Source organism: Leifsonia williamsii, from assembly GCF_030433685.1.
Classification (GTDB): Bacteria; Actinomycetota; Actinomycetes; order Actinomycetales; family Microbacteriaceae; genus Leifsonia; species Leifsonia williamsii.
Window position 1 is genome coordinate 1,418,378 of sequence record NZ_JAROCF010000001.1, and the last position, 15,205, is coordinate 1,433,582.

Genomic DNA, 15,205 nt, shown 5'->3' on the forward strand with positions numbered 1-15,205 from the left:
GAACCGAACCTCGGCCTGGGCGCCGTCCTGCCCGGCGCAGCAGGCTCGTCTCGCGCACGGACCGGATCCTCAGCGCTGTGCTGACCACCGTGATCGCCCTCGGCGCGCTCGTCATGATCGGGCCCTTCATCTGGCTCTTCGTCGCGACGACGCACAACACCGCCGACATCTTCTCCTCGCCGCCGGCCCTGTTGCCGGGCGGACGGTTCTGGGACAACCTGACCGGGCTGCTCCAGTCGGTGCAGTTCGGCGACGCCATCCGGAACTCGCTCGTCGTATCGGTGACATACACGGTGCTCGGGCTGATCGTCTGCAGTTCGGCCGGCTACGCGTTCGCGAAGTTCCGTTTTCCCGGGCGCAACCTCATGTTCGGGCTGCTGATCGCCTCCCTGGCGCTGCCCGGCCAGGTGACTCTCGTTCCGCTGTTCAAGATCATGGTGCAGCTGGGCTGGCTGAACTCGTACCAGGCGCAGATCGTGCCCGACCTCGCCCTGCCGTTCGGCATCTTCCTCATGCGGCAGGCCATGCAGGCGGTGCCGGACGAGTTGTTGCAGGCGGGGAGGGTGGACGGTGCCGGCGAGTTCCGCATCTTCTTCCGCATCGTGCTGCCGACCATGAAGCCCTCGCTGGCCGCGCTCGCGATCTTCCTCTTCCTTGCACGGTGGAACGACTTCGTCTATCCGCTGATCATCCAGCGCACCCCGGACGCGTACACGCTGCCGGTCGCCCTGGCGACCTTGCGCGGGATCGGCACCACCGACTACGGCCAGCTGCTCACGGGCACGTTCCTGTCGATCCTCCCCGTGCTCGCCATGTTCCTGTTCCTGCAGCGCTACTTCGTCGCCGGGCTGCTCGGCGGCTCGGTGAAGCAGTAGCGCTTGTAGGCTTTCGACGGAGAGGAAGACAACCATGGCGATGGACGCATCATCGGGAGATGCGCCGGTCAAGCGCCGCCGGGCCTCGCTCGGGTCGGCGAACCTTGCCCAGGTCGCGCAGTTGGCCGAGGTCAGCGAGGCGACCGTGAGCCGGGTCCTCAACCGCAAGTACGGCGTGTCCCCGGCGACCCGTCAGGCGGTGGAGGAGGCCCTCCGCGAGGTCGGCTACGAGCGCCCGATGAACAACGAGCTCGTGCTCATGCTCACGCCCAACCTGCTCAACCCGATCTTCGCCCAGCAGGCCGACAAGATCGAGAGCGAGCTGAGCCCGCACGGTCTGAAGTCGATCATCTGCCAGGTCTACCCCGGCACCCCGCAGGAGCGGGACTATGTGGAGGCGCTGATCGACTCCGGTGTCGCCGCGATCGTCTTCCTGTCGGCGAGCAACACGCTGTTGAAGGCCGACCACCGCGTCGTGCAGCTCATCGCCTCTCGAGGCATCCCGTTCGTAAGCATCAACGGCGGCTTCCCCGAGACGGTGGCGCCGGTCGTCTCCACCGACGACTGGCGCGCGGCGGAGATCGCGGTCGCGCACCTTCACGACCTCGGGCACCGACGGATCGGCATGCTCGCAGGACCGGTCGACAACATCCCCGCCGACCGTCGGGTCGACGGCTTCATCCAGGCCATGGAGCGCCGCGGTATCGACGACCCCGAGCAGTTCGTCGCACGCAAGCACTTCAATTTCGAGGGCGGGCAGCAGGCCGCTTCCGCGCTGCTGGCGCTCGGGGTCACCGGACTCGTCGCATCGAGCGACGAGATGGCCCTCGGGGCGTACCGGGCGGTCGCTCGTGCCGGACTGAGTGTTCCCCACGACGTCTCGGTCATCGGCTACGACGATTCGGCGCTCCTCGACTTCACCGCGCCGCCCCTGACGACGGTGCGGCAGCAGACCGAGCGGATCGCCGAGAACGTGGGCCGGATCGTGACGTCTCTGATCGCGCAGCGTCCGGTCGGCACCGACGAGATCCTGATCGACCCCGAGCTCCACCTGCGCGGCTCGACCGCCATCCCGCCGGTCCAGGGCTGATCAGCGCCACCGCTCCCGTCGCCGCCACGCACCCGCTAGCCTGACCCCGTGCTGATCTACTCCATGGGCGTCTCCGCGGACGGGTTCATCGCCGACGATGAGGGCGGGTTCGCCTTCACGACGCCGAGCGACGAGCAGTTCCGGTTCCAATTCGCGCAGACCGCCGAGCTGGGCGGGTACCTCATGGGGCGCCGGCTCTACGAGACGATGCGGGTGTGGGAGACCGACGCCTCCCTCCGCGGCACAGGTATCGGCGCCGCGTTCGCCGACGCCTGGGCCGCGCTGCCGAAGGTCGTGTTCAGCCGCACGCTGAGCGCGGTGGAGGGCAACGCCCGGCTCGCCGAGGCGCCGCTCGCCGACGAGATCGCCGCGACCGTGGCGGCCACCGGCAAGGACGTGTCGATCGGAGGCGCGGACCTGGCCGCCGAGGCGATCGCCCTGGACCTCGTCGACGAGTACCGCCTCTTCCGGCACCCCGTGGTCGTCGGCGGCGGCACCCGCTACTGGCCGCCGCTGCCCGCGCCGCTGCAGCTCGGGCTGGTCGGCACGCGGACGTTCGGCGGGCGCGTGGTGTACGAGCAGTATCGTCGGCTGCGGTACGCCTAGGGGCTGACCCGCGTGACGCCGGAACCCCGCGGCGTACCGTGTGCCCCGTGCAGACCTTCCTGCCCTACCCGTCCTTCGCGCGCAGCGTGCGCGTGCTCGACCGCGCCCGGATGGGCAAGCAGCGGGTGGAGGCGCTGCAGGTCCTGCGCGCTGTCACCGTTCCCGGGTACGGCTGGCGGCACCATCCCGTCGCGAAGATGTGGCGCGGTTACGTGCCCGCGCTCACCAAGTACGCGCTGGAGTCGGCCGATGCGTGGATCGAGGCCGGTCACGCCGACACCGTCCGGCCGCAGGTGCTGGCGTTCGCGCCCGAGGTGGAGGGGATGGCGCAGGAGGAACTGGAGCTCCCGCCCTGGATCGGCGACACCGCCTTCCACCTCAGCCACCAGTCGAACCTCGTGCGCAAGGACCCGGAGTTCTACCGCGCGTTCTTCCCCGACGTGCCCGACGACCTCCCGTACGTGTGGCCCGCCGCTCAGGAGGGCCGGCAGCAGGCCGCGGATCAGGGCCGCCCGTAGGACAGGAAGTACGGGCTCTGCGTCTCACCGCCTCCCGACGCCTTCACGGTGAAGTACCCGAACGCCGCGAACCGCCGCCCGTCGCGCACCGACGGCCGCACGGTGATGTAGTCGCCCCACCGCGGCTCGCTGCCCGCCCCGGCGGTCGCCGTCGAGGTGTCGCGGAAGTAGACGACGTAGTCGCCGAGGATGCCGAAGCACGAGTTGGGGTAGTCGCTGCTGCCGCCGACCGCGACGCCGTAGCCGACGTCTCCGTTCGGTCCGATCGCCAGGCAGCCGTAGGCGAAGGCGTAGTCGTCGTTCCAGACCTGGCGCTCCTCCAGTCGGGTCCACGAGGTGCGGTCCACGCGGGCGAGGCGCACGTGGGCGTTCTTGAAGGTGGGGGAGTCGCCGCTCCCGCTCGCTGCGGCGTCCCACGCGATCCACAGGTCGTCGCCGCGGACCACCGAGGCCGAGACGTTCGCCACGCCGCGGGTGAGCCAGTCGATGCCGTCAGGATCCTTCGAGGAGAGATCGGTCGCGGTCGGGAACTGGCCGACCGTGATGTCGTGGAAGGAGTACACGCCGGCGCCGTCGTCGAAGAACATCGCCTGAAGGGTTGAAGCGTCCTTGATCGCGACCGAGTAGACGTTCGACGGGTTCTGCTGCGATAGGCACGAGAACTGGTACATCGCGTCGAGCGGATCGGTGTAGCCGTAGCCGAGCGCGCCTCCCGCCGCCAGCTCCTGCAGACTCAGCGAGACCACGATGCGACCTTTGCCGACGAGGTTCGTCGTCAGGTAGAGGTGGGACTCGTCGAAGGCGAGGTCCTGCCGGTCGGTCGCGGTCTTCGGGGCGCCGAACATCGACGAGGTGAAGTCCCACACGGTCCACGCCGTCTTCACGTCCGCCGCCACGTCCTTCGCCGCCGCGACGGCCAACCGGAACGTGCCGTCGCCGGAGCCGTCGGTGCCGTGCTGCATCATCCACGCGAACAGGTCCCGGTGGGGCACGTACGTCATCACCTGGTCGACCGCGCGGCCCACCGCTGCGGGCAGGAACGCGGTCGGGTCGACGTCGGTGAAGCTCCCGCCGCCGTCCGTCGACACCGACAGATACGAGTTGCCGAGCATCAGCACGACGTCGCGCTCGCCGTCGGCGCCGGTGGGGTCGGGAGGCTGCAGCACGCCCCGCGGCGGCGTCACCGGCGTGTAGGTCTCGAACACCACCTCCCCACGTTCGCCGGGCGCGGTGGGGGAGGGCGCGGTCGGCGGCGACTGATCGACGGGCTCCCCTGGCTTGAACGGGATGCCCTTGCGCTGCACGCGCTCGTCGAGGCCGCGCTCGGCCAGCCGGCGGCGCGGCTTCGGCAGCAGCTCGGGCTCGTGCGTGCTGGGCCGCAGCCCTTCTCCGCGCTGGAGCTTGCGCTCCTCGCGCTGCTGCTCGCTCATGACGACACCCCCCTGTGCCAGGCGATGCGCCCGCTGACGACGGCGAACGCGGCGAAGGCGACCGCTGCGGCGCCGAGGACCCAGAGCGCGACGCCGCGCTCGGCCTCCCCGCTGCCCTCGTCCGGGTCGACGCGGAGGACCGCCTCGATCCACTCCGGCTCCACCAGTGTCGCGACGAACGCGGTGACGCTCAGCACGGCGAGCACGACGGCGATCCAGAACAGGGTCCTGGCCATGGGCAACCACCCCCTCGCCGGGGCGGCTGGGCGCTCCGACGAGCCCGAGGATAGCCACGTGGCGTGCGTGCGGGGAGGGGGTTAAGAGCAGGAGGGCGGCCCGCTCGACGCGGACCGCCCTCCTGCTTACGTCCTCCCGGTCACTCGCTGACGGCGTCGCCCTTGCGTCGGCGGCGGATCACCAGCAGCGCACCGCCGGCGAGCAGCAGTGTGACCGCCGCGGCGATCCCGGCGATGCCGAGGTCCGAGCCGGTGGAGGCCAGGGCCGGGTCGACGACGGCGCTCGCGCCGTTCCCCGTGCTCGATCCGTCGCCTGCGGGCGCCGGACCGGCAGCAGCCGCGGTCACCGTGAACGCCGCGGAGGCGACGACGGTGCCGTTCACCGACGCCGTGACCGTGTGGGCGCCGGCCGGCACCTGCGGCACCGCGAAGGCGAAGCGCAGCGACCCGTCGTCGGCGGCCGTCGTCGCGCCCAGCTCGACCGGGGTCGAGTTGAACACGAACGACACGCGGCTGCCGGCGGCGAAGCCCTCGCCCTCGACGGTGACCGTCGTGCCGACCGTGCCGGAGCCGGCGGAGAGGCTCAGCGTCGCGGCCGGGTCCTCCGGCCCGCCCGGGGCGGGCACGCCCTGGTCGCCCAGCTTCAGGTCGCAGTCGATCCGGCCGCTGAAGAGGGCGTGGCCCTCGGTCGCGCTGCCGGCGCCGACGCCGTAGATGCCGTCGTCGGACCAGACGGCCTCCTTCGTCCCGTCGACGCAGGTCGACGACGGGGCCAGGGCGAACCCTTCGAGGTTGTTCACCGGGAGGCCGGCCGGCTTCGCGTAGGCGACGCCCGGCACGATCGCGCCGGTCGTGCTCACCTTCAGCAGCGTCGAGACGACGCCGCAGGTGTTGTCGCAGAGCGCCCAGATGCGCTGCGTGTCCGCGTTGTACTGCACGTCCATCACGTGGCCCATGCCGGTGTCGACCACGGCGACGCGCTTGAAGCTGTGGTCGCTGTTCAGGGCGTACGCGTACAGCTTGCCGTCGTTCTCGAGCGCGGCGAAGTAGAGGCCGGTGCCGTGGAGGGGGTAGTCGGCCGGCTTGTAGGTCTTACCGGTCGACTGGTCCACGAACCCGTACTTCGTCAGGTAGCTGTCGGGCACGAAAGTGACGCCCTCGAAGCCGAGGTTCGCCTCCGTCTTGTTGCCCGGGTGCAGCTCGGGGAACTCCGCCGTCAGGTCCCACTGGTCCGTCGCCACCAGCTGCGTCGCCGACGAGGTCGGGTCGAAGCGGAGGATCGAGTTCAGCGGGATGGTGTTGGCGGCGTTGTTGCGCTCCGTGGTGACGTAGAGCGCCCCGTCGGCGCCGATGGTCAGGCCCTCGGAATCGGGCTGGTTGGTCGCGGTGTCGGTGCTGCCCGGGAAGAAGATCTGCTTGCCGGCGCCCCAGCCGTTCGCGGTGTCCGCCACCCAGAGGCCGCCCTGCTTGACCATCCGGTAGACCCAGCTCTTGTTCTTGACCGAGTACAGGACGTTCGGGTCCTTCGGGTCGAAGACGAGGCCGCTGACGTCGCGGCCCTCTGGGCCGGTCGTCGTCTTCCACGCGCACTGCTGGTCGGCGACGGTCACGTCGGCGCTGCCGGGCCAGACGGCAGGGGTGAGCGCACCGGACGGCAGCGTGCCGGTGCCCGAGGGCGCCTCCGGCTCGCAGTTCAGCGTCGGCCCGTTGCCGCCGTCGGCGGGGTTGGTGAGCACGGTCTTGCAGGCGTCGGCGTTGGAGGCGCCGAAGCTCTTGTCCTTGACCGACACGAAGGCGCCGGTGCCGTCCTCGCAGCGGGCGTACGCACCCGCGCCGAAGCCGTTGGTCTCGTCGGTGCCCGCCTCGCCGGCGGTGTAGTCGACCGAGTCGACCAGCGTGCCCGCTGCTCCGTTCGCGCCGTCCGGGAGGTACACCTTCACGCTGTCGCCGCCGCTGCCGAGGCCCTTGGTCGACGAGAAGTACACGTAGCCGTGCGCCGGGATGCTGGTGGTCGCCGTGCCGTCGGGCAGCTTGGCCGCGAAGGCGGTGGCGGCGGAGGCCGCGCCGCTGTCGATCTGCAGCCAGCCGTCGATGCTGACGGCCGCGTCGCCGCTGTTGTACAGCTCCACAGCGTCGCCGACCGGGGTCGCGCCGTTGTCCGACGACACCTCGTTGATCCGCACGGACGACCAGTCGGGGGTGCCGCCGGCCGGGGCGAAGCGGCTGGTGCCGGGGGAGCCGATGTCGCTTCCGCCGGCCCCCGGGACCGAGAGGCGCGACGACTCCGTGTCGCCGACCGCCGAGAGCTGCCACTGCGACGCGTCGTTCGCGCCCAGCGCGGCCGCGGTCTTCGGGATGCCGGAGACGCCCTGCGTGCGCGGCCCCTTGGTCGTGTCGGTCGCCTGGTCGTTGTAGGTCAGCCGGTCGACGAGGTTCGCGACGGCGTCGGTGCCGTCGAAGATGTTGATCTCGTCGGCGCGGCCCAGGCCGACCGTGTTGCCGGCGAGGAACTTCACGCCGCCGCTGAGCCCCCACTCGGCCCGGAACGTCGCGTCGGCCGACTCGGTGACGATCGCCGACTCGCCGACGGCCAGGGTGCCGAGGCTGTCGAGCGGGACCGTGCCAGGAAGGCGGCTGTCGTCGTCGAACGACCAGCCGGCGAGGCTGACCGGCGCCGTGCCGAGGTTGGTGAGCTCGAAGAACTCGCCGGAGGAGTTGACCGGGTTGTACATCCACTCGGTGATCCGGACGTCCGGTGTCGCCGCGGCCTGCGCGGCGGTCGGGACCGCGATGGCGAGAGCGCCTGCGGTGGCGGCGGCCGCGATGGCCCCCGCAGCTCGGGTGAGGTGAAGTCGCATGGACCGGACGCTAGTGACGCCGCCGATCCGGCGCGGGAAGAGCAGGTGAACGGCAGGGAAACGCGCACGGCCCGGCGCGGGGCTAGGTTCGAGGGGTGGAGAGTCCTGTGCGCTTCTGCCCCAGCCGCAACGCCGGCCGCCGCTGCACGAAGCCGCTGGGCCACGCCGGTCTGCACCGCAACCAGGGCCTGCTGTGGTCGGATGCGGGCGCCGATCCCCTCCACTGCGCCGGTTCGGGTGAGCCGGGCACGTCGGCGGCGACTCTCCCGGACGGCTTCCCGGGCGGCCGCGCGCTGTGCCCGGTGTGCCTGCGCTTCATCCCCCTGGACGAGGGAGGCCGGGTCGACGCGCACGACACGAGCGACCCCGACGAGTCGGAGGCGGAGATCGCGGGCCGCCGGGAGTGGTTCAACACCCATGGGTGGTGACGGTCAGCCCCGCAGCGACCCCGCCTCCAGGCCCAGCGTCCACTCCACGACGTCCGCGACGAAGTGCACCTGCGCGGGGTCGCTCAGGTCGGCGGTGCTGTTGACGTAGGAGCCGCCTCCATCGACGGCGATGAGGATGCGGATGCTGGCGGCCTCGGGGTCCACGCGGGCGAAGTCGCCGGTGGCGATGCCGTCCTCGACGAGCGCGCGCAGCCGGGCGCGGTCGAGTGCGTCCTGCTCCTGCAGCGTCGCCTCGAGCGCCGGCGCGAAGCGCGAGAGATGCCGCGCGTTGAGCCACAGCCGCGCCAGCGGCAGCGACACCCCGGTCTCGATGTGGTGCACGAAGTGGCGCATCCGCTCCAGCGGAGGCCCGTCGGGCGGGAAGAAGCGCTCGCGCTCGATCGTCGCGGCGCGCACGAACGCCTCCTCGACCAGGTCCTCCGCGGCGGGGAAGTAGTGCGAGATGAGCCCGGGGCGCACGCCCAGCCGGGTCGCGACCGCCCGCAGCGTGATGCGTTCGAGCCCCTCGTCGAGCGCGATGACGGCCGCGGTCGCGAGGATCTCCTCCCGCCGCTCCCGCGCCGGCTTGCGGATCCGGGCGGCTTTGCCGACATCGGGAGCAGTCGCTCTTGACTCCATGGCACCCATGCTATTGAATAGGCGACCAACACGCGTATTGGGCACGTGACCAACAGCGATGATGCTGTGTCAGAGAGGAACGCCATGTCCCCAGCACCAACCGACGCCGAGACGGCCGCCGCCGAGCGGTTCGCCGACGCGCCGACCCAGCCCGAGACCCGCGGCATCGAGGTCGTCTCCGACGCGGAGCGGCACGGCCGCGCCCGCGACCTGTTCTTCGTCTGGGCGGCGCCGGGCGTCAGCATCCTCAACTTCACGATCGGGGCGACCCTGATCCTGCTCGGGCTGGAGGTGTGGCAGGCCATCGCGGTCATCCTCGCCGCCGCGCTGCTCTGGGTGTTCCCCGGCGTCATCGCGGCCAGCGGTCCCGCCGCTGGCACCTCCGGATCGGTGGTGACGCGGGCGATGTACGGCATCGTGGGCAACAAGCTGTTCGTCGCCTTCGTCGGCTGGTTCATCGGCGCGGTGTTCCTGTCGCTGACCTGGCTCGCGTCCTCGTTCATGGGCGCCGATCTGCTGCGCCGCATCGGGCTCGACGACCCGGTGTGGGTGCCGATCGGCGTGACCGTCGTGGTGTCGGCGGTGACGATCCTCGTCGCGATCTTCGGGCACGGACTGATCCTGCGGGTGTACCCGATCATGGCGATCGTGCTGTTCGCGATCTTCGTGCTCGTGTCGGCGTTCATCCTCCCGACCGTCGACTGGTCGTACCACCCGGCCGAGCCGCTCAGTGGAGGCGCTCTCTGGTCCGCTGTGTCGATCGGCTTCACGATCCTCGCCTCCACGCCGCTCTCGTTCATCAACAGCCCCGACATCGCGCGCTACCTGCCGCGGACGACCAAGCCGTCGCACATCGCGGCCGCCACGGCCCTCGGAGGCGCTCTGCCGTTCGTCGTCTTCACGGGCGTCGGCGTGCTGATGGCGACCGGCCTGAAGGCGAGCGCGTTCGACGCGGGGATCGACGTGGCGCTGTTCGACCTCCTGCCCGCCTGGGTCGGCCCGGTGCTCGTCCTCGGCGTGATCGTCAACACCATCGCCCTGAACGCCATGACCACGTACACGTCGAGCATGGCGCTGCAGGCGATCGGCTTCCGGCTGAAGCGCATCCCCGCCGCCATCATCGTCGGCGTGGTCGGCACGGCGCTCACCATCTATCTGGTGCTGTCGTCGAGCCTGCTGGAGGCCGCGAACCTCCTGCTGCAGTTCCTCGTCATCGTGTCGGGCCCGGCCATGGCGATCTACACGGTCGACGTGCTCCGCCGCCGGTACGTCTACGACAGCGTCGACCTGTTCGACGCGCGACGCGGCGGACGGTACTGGTTCACCGGCGGATGGAGCATCCCGGGCATCACCGCGCTGCTGCTCGGCGGCCTCGTCACCGCGCTGTGCCTCGCGACCGACGTCTGGGCCGGACCGATCGCCCAGGCCACCGGCCACATCGACCTGTCCGTCCCGGTCGGGATGCTCGTCGCCGCGGCCGCCTACGCACTGCTCACCCGCACCCGACTCGGAGAGGAGGGGCGCAAGTGAACGGGCCCCGCACGACCACCGCCACCGCGACGACCGAGACCGCCACCGGCTCCACCACCCTGTACCGCGGCGGCCGCGTCTTCACCGCCTCCACCGATCCGGCCGCCTCGTGGGCCGGCGCCGTGGCCGTGACCGGCGACACCATCAGCTGGGTGGGCGACCCGGCCGACGCGCCCGCCGCCGACCGCGTCGTCGACCTCGACGGCCGCCTGGTCCTGCCGGGCTTCACCGACGCCCACACGCACCTGCTCATGATGGGCGCCGCCCTCGCCCAGGTGTATCTGACCGAGGCGCGCGACCTGGCGGACCTGCAGCGGATGCTGCGGGAGGCCCGCGCGGCCGACCCCACCGCCACGGTCCTCCGGGGGCGCGGCTGGCTGTTCGACATCGTCCCGGGCGGGATGCCGACCGCGGCGATGATCGACGCCGCCGTCTCCGACATCCCGGTGTACCTGGATGCCAACGACTACCACTCCTGCTGGGTCAACGCCGCCGCGCTGGCCGAGCTCGGGATCACCCGCGACACCCTCGACCCCATCGGCGGCGAGATCGTCCGCGACGCCGCCGGCGAGCCGACCGGCCTGCTGCTGGAGACCGCCGCCACGCAGTACGCGTGGGCGCAGCGCGACGCCGCCACCACCGACGACGACCGCGATGCGCAGGTGGAGCGCGCGCTCGCCGCCTACCTCGCGACCGGCGTCACCGGCGTGGTCGACATGGCGATGGACGAGTACGGCCTCGCGGCGCTGCGCCGTGCGCAGGAGCGCCGGGGCGGCGAGCTGCCGATCCGCGTCGCCGCGCACTGGCTGGTGACCAACACCGGCGACGACGCGGCGAACGTGGCGCAGGTCGCGCACGCGGCCGAGCTGGCCGCCGAGCCCGCGACGCCCTGGCTGCGTGTGGTCGGCATCAAGCTCATCCTCGACGGGGTGATCGACGCGTGCACCGCGGCGATGCGGCAGCCGTACGCCGACGGCTCGAACGCCGATCCGATCTGGCCGCTCGAACGGCTGAAGCCGGTCGTCGTCGCGGCCGACGCGGCCGGGCTGCAGATCGCCCAGCACGCGATCGGCGACTACGCGAGCCAGATCGCGCTCGACGCTCTGGAGCACGCCGTCGCGCAGAACGGCGACCGCCCCCGCCGCCACCGCATCGAGCACCTCGAGTACGCGGCTCCCGGGACCGCGGAGCGGATGGCGAGGCTCGGCGTCACCGCGTCCATGCAGCCGGTGCACTCCGACCCCGCGATCTTCGAGAACTGGGTGGAGATGCTCGGCGACGACCGCGTCGAGCGCGCGTTCCCCTGGCCGGAGTACGAGGATGCCGGCACCCTCCTTGCGTTCTCCACCGACTCCCCGACGGCGCCGCACCACGCGCTCGCGAATATGTATGTCGCCTCGACGCGCGCCTCCGCCCTGAACCCGGCGATCGCCGCAGTGCAGCCGCAGCACGCGGTGCCGCTGGAGAACGCCATCGCGCACGCCACCCGCGACGCGGCCGCGTCCGTCGGCGACGCCGACCTGCGCGGCCGGATCGCGCCGGGGCAGGCCGCCGACCTCGCGATCCTCGACGCCGACGTCTTCGCGGAGGGGCCGGCCTCGCTGCTGCAGGCGCACGTCGTGGAGACGATCGTGGCGGGGCGGTCGCGGTACCGGGCGTGATCCAGCTGGGAGGATGGAGCTCCGACGACCCTGAGGAGCCCGCATGAGTACGCTCGACGCCTTCCGCCTCGACGGCCGGCACATCCTGGTGACCGGCGGCCGGCGCGGCCTCGGCCGGGCGATGGCGGAGGCCGTGGCCGAGGCCGGGGCGGCCGTCACGATCACCGCCCGCTCACGGGATGAGGCGGAGGCGGCGGCGGCCGAGCTGAGCTCGCGCGGCCTCCGCGCGCGCGGCGACGCGCTGGAGGTGACCGACCAGCAGGACGTGTCGCGCGCCTTCGCCGCGGCGGAGTCGGAGTTCGGACCGATCACCGGCCTGATCAACAACGCCGGTGTCTCCATCGGCGCGACCGCGCTGGAGACGACCCCCGAGGTCTACCGGACGGTCATGGGCACCAACGTCGACGGCGTCTGGAACTGCTCGCTGGAGTTCGCCCGCCGGCTCCCCGAGGGCGCCGACGCCACCATCCTCAACGTCGGCTCGATGTCGGCAGAGATCGTGAACCGCCCGCGCTGGCAGGCGCCCTACCTGGCGTCGAAGGCCGCCGTGCACCAGCTGACGAAGGCGCTCGCCGCCGAGTGGGCCGACCGCGGCATCCGCGTCAACGCGGTCGCCCCCGGCTACTTCCTCACCGAGCAGTCCCCGGTCGACCAGCCCGAGTATTACGCCGACTGCGTCGCCCCCGCCGCCCTGAAGCGCTACGGCCTGCCGGCCGAGCTGGGCCCCGCGGCGGTCTTCCTGCTCTCGGGCGCCTCCAGCTTCATGACCGGATCGATCGTGACGATCGATGGCGGGTACACGCTGTTCTAGGCGAGCCGGCTCTTGTGTGCAGACAAAGCGTTCTACTAACGTGAGAAATGTTACATCTGCGACAAGGGGATTCTCTATGCGACACCGAAGAAATGTGCTGGCTGGCGGCCTGATCGCGGCGATGGTCGTCGTCGTCGGCGCCGTGAGTAGTGCGGCGGCCGTAGACGGCGAAGGGTTTCAGAACGGTGGCGGCGCCGACGTCGCCGAGCTCATCGCGGCGGCCGCGCCCGATGCGCCGCTGGCTGAACCCGAGGTCTCCCGGGGCGTCTTGGTCGCGGAGTCGCGTGACGAGGCCATCAGCGTGGAGCTGCCGGTCGAGGGCGGCGGCCTCTCCCTCTCCGACTCCTCGACGGGCATCGAAGTCGGCGTCGGACTTCCTGAGGAGACTTCCACGGGTCGGCCAGAGGTTGCCGACGACGGAACGGTCGTCTACCGGGCGGATCCGGGGAGCGGGGTGGATGTCGCGGCACAGGTCGTCGAAGACGGTTCGGTGCGGATCCAGACGGTGATCGACTCGGCCTCCGCACCGCATGAGTTCACCTATCCGCTCGATCTGCCCGAGGGGGCGGTTCTCTCGATGACGGCCGATGGCGGAGTCGTGGCGACCGCCCCCGGCGGCGACTTCCTCCTCGGCATCCGCCCGCCGTGGGCGAAGGACGCCGAGGGACGCGACGTGCCGACGTCCTACCGATTGGACGGTGACTCCCTCGTCCAGTCAGTCGCCTCGCCCGACTCCGCGCAGTACCCGATGGTCGCGGACCCGTGGCTGGGCATCGCCCTGATCGACAAGGTGTCGAAAGCCTGGATCAGCGGCAAGGGATACCGCTACAGCGTGTTCCCGACCTGGTGGGGTCGAGGGGGAGCAGGCGCCCTCGCGCGCTGGGCCGCCTGGTCCGAGGCGAAGAGCAAAGGAGGCATCCCGCAGACGGCGACTCTGGAGAACCAGTTCCTCTGCCACTACGACTATCGCCCGTTGACGACGTTCAAGAGCTCGTGGAACCTCGAGGCGTACGCCCGCGACAAGGGGTACCTCTCGTTCATGGCTTCGCAGTGCAACTGAGGCGAGGGGAGCGGTGATGCGACGCAACAGCGTGGCTACGCACAGCGGCGTGGCCTCGGTGGTCACCCTGTGGGCTCTGACGGCGGTCGCGGTCGTGACGGGCGTCGTGACAGGCACGGTCGCCGGTTACCGTGCCGACGAAGCAGCGGGCGCCCCCGCCGGAGCGGCTGTCGATGACGTCTCGGCGCTGTCCGCAGCGTCGTGGGTGCTGGTGGTTTCGGCCCTCGTGACGTTCGTGGCAGCGATGATCGTCACGGTGCGTCGGGCGCGCGGTACGAACGTGCGCGCGGTCGCTCCCGTCCTGCTGATCGTGGTCGGAGCGGTGGCTTCCGTGTTCCTGCTCGGCGCCGCGGTGGTCTCTGTCGCGGGGCTCGTGTGGCTGGTCGTGACCATGCTGCGACGGCGCCGCTGAGGCGGGACGTCGGGCGGTGCGGTCATCCCGCCGCTGGGCGAGCGCCGCAGAAGGGCGGCGATCGCCATAATGAGACCCATGGACGAGGAGCCGCCGCGCGAGCACGGCGAGCACGTCCCTCCCACCCCCGACGCAGCCGTGCGCGGCTACTACGCCTTCCCGCCGCCCTCGAAGCTGTGGATGTACTACAACGGCGAGACCTGGGTGGGCGAAGCGCGGGAGCTGCCGTGGTGGCGGAAGCCGGTCGACTGGGCGTTCGCCCGCGCGCCTAGGGGCTCATTCGTGATCGTCGGTACCGTCGGAGCGATCGGGGTCGTGCTGCACTACCTCTTCCTGGCCTGAGCGCGCGCACGAGCTATGCCGCGAACGGCCCCCGCAACGCCGCCCACTGCAGCATCATGATCGTCTTCGCGTCCACGATGTTCGTGCCGATGCGGGTGAGGGCGTCGTCGAAGGCCAGCTCCAGCACCTCCACGTCCTCGCCCTCGTCGGCCAGCCCGCCGTGGGTGCCGTGGATCACGTCGCCGCGGCGGTAGGGGGCGGCGAAGAAGTGGAGGCGCTCGGTCACCGAGCCGGGGCTCATGTAGACCTGGAAGACCGGCTCCACCGTGCCGACCGCGAGGCCGACCTCCTCCTGCACCTCGCGGCGGATCGCCTCCTCGGGCGCGTCGTCGTCGAGCAGGCCGGCGGGCAGCTCCACGAGCATGCCGTCAGGGTGGCCGTTGACGTAGGCGGGGTAGCGGAACTGCCGCACGAGCAGCACCGTCCGCGCCTCCGGCTCGTACAGGAACAGGCACGCGCCGTCGCCGCGGTCGTAGGTCTCGCGCTCCTGCGCCTCCCAGCTGCCGTCGGCGCGCTGGTAGTCGAGGGTGGTGGCGCGGGTGACGTACCAGTTGGAGGCGAGCACCCGTACGTCGCGCACGCGCACCCGCGGGTTGCCGTCGAGGTCGCGGCCGGCGCGGTCCAGGCCGGTGCGGCCGCGGCGGTCGGGGAGGTCGACGCCGGGGGTGCCGGTGGCGCTGTCTTCGCTCATCGCCCCGAGTCTAGGGGA

At 71.3% G+C, this 15,205-nt stretch carries 16 protein-coding genes; 11 read left to right on the top strand and 5 right to left on the bottom strand.

All coding sequences use genetic code 11. The annotated features are described in order from the left end of the window. Positions 1-77: 77 nt before the first annotated feature. Genes P5G50_RS06700 through P5G50_RS06715 form a run of 4 tightly spaced genes read left to right on the top strand, consistent with a single transcriptional unit; the run spans position 78 to position 3,089 of the window. Complete coding sequence (locus tag P5G50_RS06700; protein WP_301210592.1) at positions 78-875, top strand: carbohydrate ABC transporter permease; 798 nt, start codon at positions 78-80, stop codon at positions 873-875. Positions 876-909: 34 nt separating this feature from the next. Then, complete coding sequence (locus tag P5G50_RS06705; RefSeq protein WP_301210593.1) at positions 910-1,965, top strand: LacI family DNA-binding transcriptional regulator; 1,056 nt, start codon at positions 910-912, stop codon at positions 1,963-1,965. A 48-nt stretch (positions 1,966-2,013) separates the two neighbouring features. Then, on the top strand, positions 2,014-2,571 hold the full coding sequence (locus tag P5G50_RS06710; protein ID WP_301210595.1) for a dihydrofolate reductase family protein: 558 nt from the start codon (positions 2,014-2,016) through the stop codon (positions 2,569-2,571). 47 nt (positions 2,572-2,618) lie between these two features. Next, complete coding sequence (locus P5G50_RS06715) at positions 2,619-3,089, top strand: MSMEG_6728 family protein (protein WP_301210596.1); 471 nt, start codon at positions 2,619-2,621, stop codon at positions 3,087-3,089. Here P5G50_RS06715 and P5G50_RS06720 read toward each other — a convergent pair. The 3 genes from P5G50_RS06720 to P5G50_RS06730 all read right to left on the bottom strand — a co-directional run bounded on the left by P5G50_RS06720 (position 3,074) and on the right by P5G50_RS06730 (position 7,613). After that, the gene (locus P5G50_RS06720) at positions 3,074-4,519 is read right to left on the bottom strand and encodes a hypothetical protein (RefSeq protein WP_301210597.1); all 1,446 of its coding nucleotides are present in this window, start codon (positions 4,517-4,519) and stop codon (positions 3,074-3,076) included. The two genes, P5G50_RS06715 and P5G50_RS06720, sit on opposite strands and share 16 nt — an antisense overlap. After that, complete coding sequence (locus P5G50_RS06725) at positions 4,516-4,755, bottom strand: hypothetical protein (protein ID WP_301210598.1); 240 nt, start codon at positions 4,753-4,755, stop codon at positions 4,516-4,518. Before P5G50_RS06725 ends, P5G50_RS06720 begins: the two co-directional genes overlap by 4 nt. A gap of 140 nt (positions 4,756-4,895) precedes the next feature. Next, the gene (locus tag P5G50_RS06730) at positions 4,896-7,613 is read right to left on the bottom strand and encodes a lamin tail domain-containing protein (RefSeq protein ID WP_301210599.1); all 2,718 of its coding nucleotides are present in this window, start codon (positions 7,611-7,613) and stop codon (positions 4,896-4,898) included. A 95-nt stretch (positions 7,614-7,708) separates the two neighbouring features. Here P5G50_RS06730 and P5G50_RS06735 point away from each other — a divergent pair, with 95 nt between their 5' ends. Next, a complete protein-coding gene (locus tag P5G50_RS06735; RefSeq protein ID WP_301210600.1) occupies positions 7,709-8,041 on the top strand; it encodes a hypothetical protein in 333 nt (110 codons plus the stop codon). Positions 8,042-8,044: 3 nt separating this feature from the next. Here the strand turns inward: P5G50_RS06735 and P5G50_RS06740 are convergent, their stop codons facing one another. Continuing rightward, a complete protein-coding gene (locus P5G50_RS06740) occupies positions 8,045-8,680 on the bottom strand; it encodes a TetR/AcrR family transcriptional regulator (RefSeq protein ID WP_301210601.1) in 636 nt (211 codons plus the stop codon). A gap of 84 nt (positions 8,681-8,764) precedes the next feature. Between P5G50_RS06740 and P5G50_RS06745 the strand changes: the two genes are divergently transcribed. The 6 genes from P5G50_RS06745 to P5G50_RS06770 all read left to right on the top strand — a co-directional run bounded on the left by P5G50_RS06745 (position 8,765) and on the right by P5G50_RS06770 (position 14,496). Beyond that, on the top strand, positions 8,765-10,210 hold the full coding sequence (locus tag P5G50_RS06745; RefSeq protein WP_301210602.1) for a purine-cytosine permease family protein: 1,446 nt from the start codon (positions 8,765-8,767) through the stop codon (positions 10,208-10,210). Further along, the gene (locus P5G50_RS06750) at positions 10,207-11,871 is read left to right on the top strand and encodes an amidohydrolase (RefSeq protein WP_301210603.1); all 1,665 of its coding nucleotides are present in this window, start codon (positions 10,207-10,209) and stop codon (positions 11,869-11,871) included. The genes P5G50_RS06745 and P5G50_RS06750 overlap by 4 nt, the downstream gene beginning before the upstream one ends. 43 nt (positions 11,872-11,914) lie before the next feature. Beyond that, positions 11,915-12,682, top strand: coding sequence for an SDR family NAD(P)-dependent oxidoreductase (locus tag P5G50_RS06755; RefSeq protein WP_301210604.1), 768 nt, complete (start codon positions 11,915-11,917; stop codon positions 12,680-12,682). A 121-nt stretch (positions 12,683-12,803) separates the two neighbouring features. Further along, positions 12,804-13,742, top strand: a complete 939-nt coding sequence (locus tag P5G50_RS06760; RefSeq protein ID WP_301210605.1) for a DUF2599 domain-containing protein — start codon at positions 12,804-12,806, stop codon at positions 13,740-13,742. Between the two features lie 16 nt (positions 13,743-13,758). Continuing rightward, on the top strand, positions 13,759-14,154 hold the full coding sequence (locus P5G50_RS06765) for a hypothetical protein (protein ID WP_301210606.1): 396 nt from the start codon (positions 13,759-13,761) through the stop codon (positions 14,152-14,154). A 78-nt stretch (positions 14,155-14,232) separates the two neighbouring features. Next, positions 14,233-14,496: a hypothetical protein gene (locus tag P5G50_RS06770; protein ID WP_301210607.1), complete on the top strand. Its 264-nt coding sequence runs from the start codon at positions 14,233-14,235 to the stop codon at positions 14,494-14,496. A 13-nt stretch (positions 14,497-14,509) separates the two neighbouring features. On the opposite strand, the gene P5G50_RS06775 is transcribed toward P5G50_RS06770, so the two are convergent. Next, a complete protein-coding gene (locus tag P5G50_RS06775) occupies positions 14,510-15,187 on the bottom strand; it encodes an NUDIX domain-containing protein (protein ID WP_301210608.1) in 678 nt (225 codons plus the stop codon). Positions 15,188-15,205 lie beyond the last annotated feature (18 nt).